The 3,213-nt window shown below is 49.4% G+C and carries 2 rRNA genes; both read right to left on the reverse strand.

Going from position 1 to position 3,213, the window contains the following annotated elements:
• Positions 1-2 precede the first annotated feature (2 nt).
• A 5S ribosomal RNA gene (gene rrf / locus F5ESL0225_RS08265) occupies positions 3-119 on the reverse strand.
• A gap of 83 nt (positions 120-202) precedes the next feature.
• Positions 203-3,114, reverse strand: a 23S ribosomal RNA gene (locus F5ESL0225_RS08270).
• Between the last annotated feature and the right edge of the window lie 99 nt (positions 3,115-3,213).

Consider the following 3,213-nt stretch of genomic DNA (forward strand, 5'->3'; position numbering starts at 1 on the left):
AAGCACGGCAACGTCCTACCCTCGCAGGCAGTCTCCCACCAACTACTCTCGGCGTTAAGAAGCTTAACTTCTGTGTTCGGCATGGTTACAGGTGTTTCCTTCTTGCTCTTGCCACCGTACTTCTTTTTGAGCTTTTACACTCAAAACTAAATATTATCCTTCGAAAAAACCGTTCCGCTCTCTCCTTTGACTGCCTTCGCTTTTGGTCAAGTCCTCGACTGATTAGTACTAGTCCGCTCCAAACCTCACGGCTCTTCCACTCCTAGCCTATCTACCTCATCGTCTCTGAGGTGTCTTACTACTTTCGTATGGGAAATCTCATCTTGAGGGGGGCTTCGCACTTAGATGCTTTCAGCGCTTATCCCTGCCATACTTAGCTACCCAGCTATGCCTTTGGCAAGACAACTGGTACACCAGCGGTATGTCCATCCCGGTCCTCTCGTACTAAGGACAGCTCCTCTCAAATTTCCTACGCCCACGACGGATAGGGACCGAACTGTCTCACGACGTTCTGAACCCAGCTCGCGTGCCGCTTTAATGGGCGAACAGCCCAACCCTTGGGACCTACTTCAGCCCCAGGATGCGACGAGCCGACATCGAGGTGCCAAACCTCCCCGTCGATGTGAACTCTTGGGGGAGATAAGCCTGTTATCCCCAGGGTAGCTTTTATCCGTTGAGTGATGGCCCTTCCATGCGGTACCACCAGATCACTAAGCCCGACTTTCGTCCCTGCTCGAGTTGTCGCTCTCGCAGTCAAGCTCCCTTATACCTTTACACTCTGTGAATGATTTCCAACCATTCTGAGGGAACCTTTGGGCGCCTCCGTTACTCTTTAGGAGGCGACCGCCCCAGTCAAACTGCCCATCTGACACTGTCCCATGCCTCGCTTAGAGGCGCTGGTTAGAGCAACCATCAAACAAGGGTAGTATCCCAACATTGCCTCTGATAATACTAGCGTACTATCTTCTCCGGCTCCTACCTATCCTGTACATGCTTAACAGTTGCCCAATATCAAATTGCAGTGAAGCTCCATGGGGTCTTTCCGTCCTGTCGCGGGTAACCCGCATCTTCACGGGTATTATAATTTCACCGAGTCTCTCGTTGAGACAGTGCCCAAATCATTACACCTTTCGTGCAGGTCGGAACTTACCCGACAAGGAATTTCGCTACCTTAGGACCGTTATAGTTACGGCCGCCGTTTACTGGGGCTTCAGTTCGCTGCTTCGCTTACGCTAACAGCTCTCCTTAACCTTCCAGCACCGGGCAGGTGTCAGCCCCTATACGTCGTCTTACGACTTTGCAGAGACCTGTGTTTTTGATAAACAGTTGTTTGGGCCTATTCACTGCGGCTGGCTTTTACACCAGCACCCCTTCTCCCGAAGTTACGGGGCTATTTTGCCGAGTTCCTTAACGAGAGTTCTCTCGCTCACCTTAGTGTTCTCCACTCGACTACCTGTGTCGGTTTGCGGTACGGGTACGTTAGCTCTCACTAGAAGCTTTTCTTGGCAGTGTGACTCTTGAACCTTCGCTACTTTTATTTCGCTCCTCATCACGACTTGTGCTTCTTAACAGTAAGCATTTGACTCACCATTACACTTGTCGCTTAAACATGGCTTTCCAGCTCCATGCGTCCTTTGCCTCCTGCGTCCCTCCTTCGCTATTAACGATCTAACGCAGTACAGGAATTTCTACCTGTTGTCCATCGACTACGCCTTTCGGCCTCGCCTTAGGTCCCGACTTACCCTGGGCGGACGAGCCTGCCCCAGGAAACCTTAGTCTTTCGGCGGATAGGATTCTCACCTATCTTTCGCTACTCATACCGGCATTCTCACTTCTAAACGCTCCACTTATCCTCTCGATTAAGCTTCACCGCATTTAGAACGCTCTCCTACCACGCATTATTGCTAATGCATCCACAGTTTCGGTACTATGCTTAGCCCCGGTAAATTTTCGGCGCAGCGTCACTCGACTAGTGAGCTATTACGCACTCTTTTAATGATGGCTGCTTCTGAGCCAACATCCTAGTTGTCTACGCAACTCCACATCCTTTTCCACTTAGCATAGATTTTGGGACCTTAACTGGTGATCTGGGCTGTTTCCCTTTCGACTACGGATCTTATCACTCGCAGTCTGACTCCAGTGCTTTGATACATGGAATTCGCAGTTTATCTGAATTCAGTAACCCCTGACGGGCCCCTCATCCAAACAGAGCTCTACCTCCATTATCATCCTCGCACCAGGCTAGCCCTAAAGCTATTTCGGAGAGAACCAGCTATCTCCAAGTTCGTTTGGAATTTCACCGCTACCCACAACTCATCCCCGCAATTTTTAACTTACGTGGGTTCGGTCCTCCAGTGTGTTTTACCACACCTTCAACCTGGTCATGGGTAGGTCACTTGGTTTCGGGTCTACATCAAATAACTCTCTCGCCCTCTTCAGACTCGCTTTCGCTACGGCTCCGTCCTTTTATGACTTAACCTCGCTATTTAACGTAACTCGCCGGTTCATTCTACAAAAGGCACGCCATCACCCTTTAATGGGCTCTGACTACTTGTAAGCACACGGTTTCAGGTTCTCTTTCACTCCCCTTCCGGGGTTCTTTTCACCTTTCCCTCACGGTACTGGTTCACTATCGGTCACAATCTAGTATTTAGCCTTGCGAGATGGTCCTCGCTGCTTCAATCGGAATTCCTCGTGTTCCGACCTACTCAGGATTCTGCTCGGCGTACTCTTGATTTCGCTTACGGGGCTCTCACCCTCTCTGGCTTACCTTCCCAGATAATTCTGCTATCGCCTGTACTTACCTTCTTGCAGTCCTACAACCCCAAACAATAAATTGCTTGGTTTGGGCTCTTTCCGTTTCGCTCGCCGCTACTTGGGAAATCGATCTTTCTTTCTCTTCCTGCAGCTACTTAGATGTTTCAGTTCACTGCGTCTTGCCCTAGTTACCTATTTATTCAATAACTAGTAATGTATCTCTACATTGGGTTCCCCCATTCGGATATCTCCGGATCTCTGCTTACTTACAGCTCCCCGAAGCCTTTCGTGGTTCGTCACGTCCTTCTTCGCCTTATTGTGCCTAGGCATTCACCGTGCGCCCTTTTTTACTTGACCTTACTCAAGATACTCTCTCGGTCGCTCTTGCAATCTGTTCTCTTTTGATTGTTTCTCGGTTTTTTCTTGGATTATATTCAGTTTTCAATGTACTAACTC

Origin of the sequence: Lactobacillus sp. ESL0225 (genome assembly GCF_003692905.1) — a bacterium.
GTDB classification, from domain to species: domain Bacteria; phylum Bacillota; class Bacilli; order Lactobacillales; family Lactobacillaceae; genus Lactobacillus; species Lactobacillus bombicola.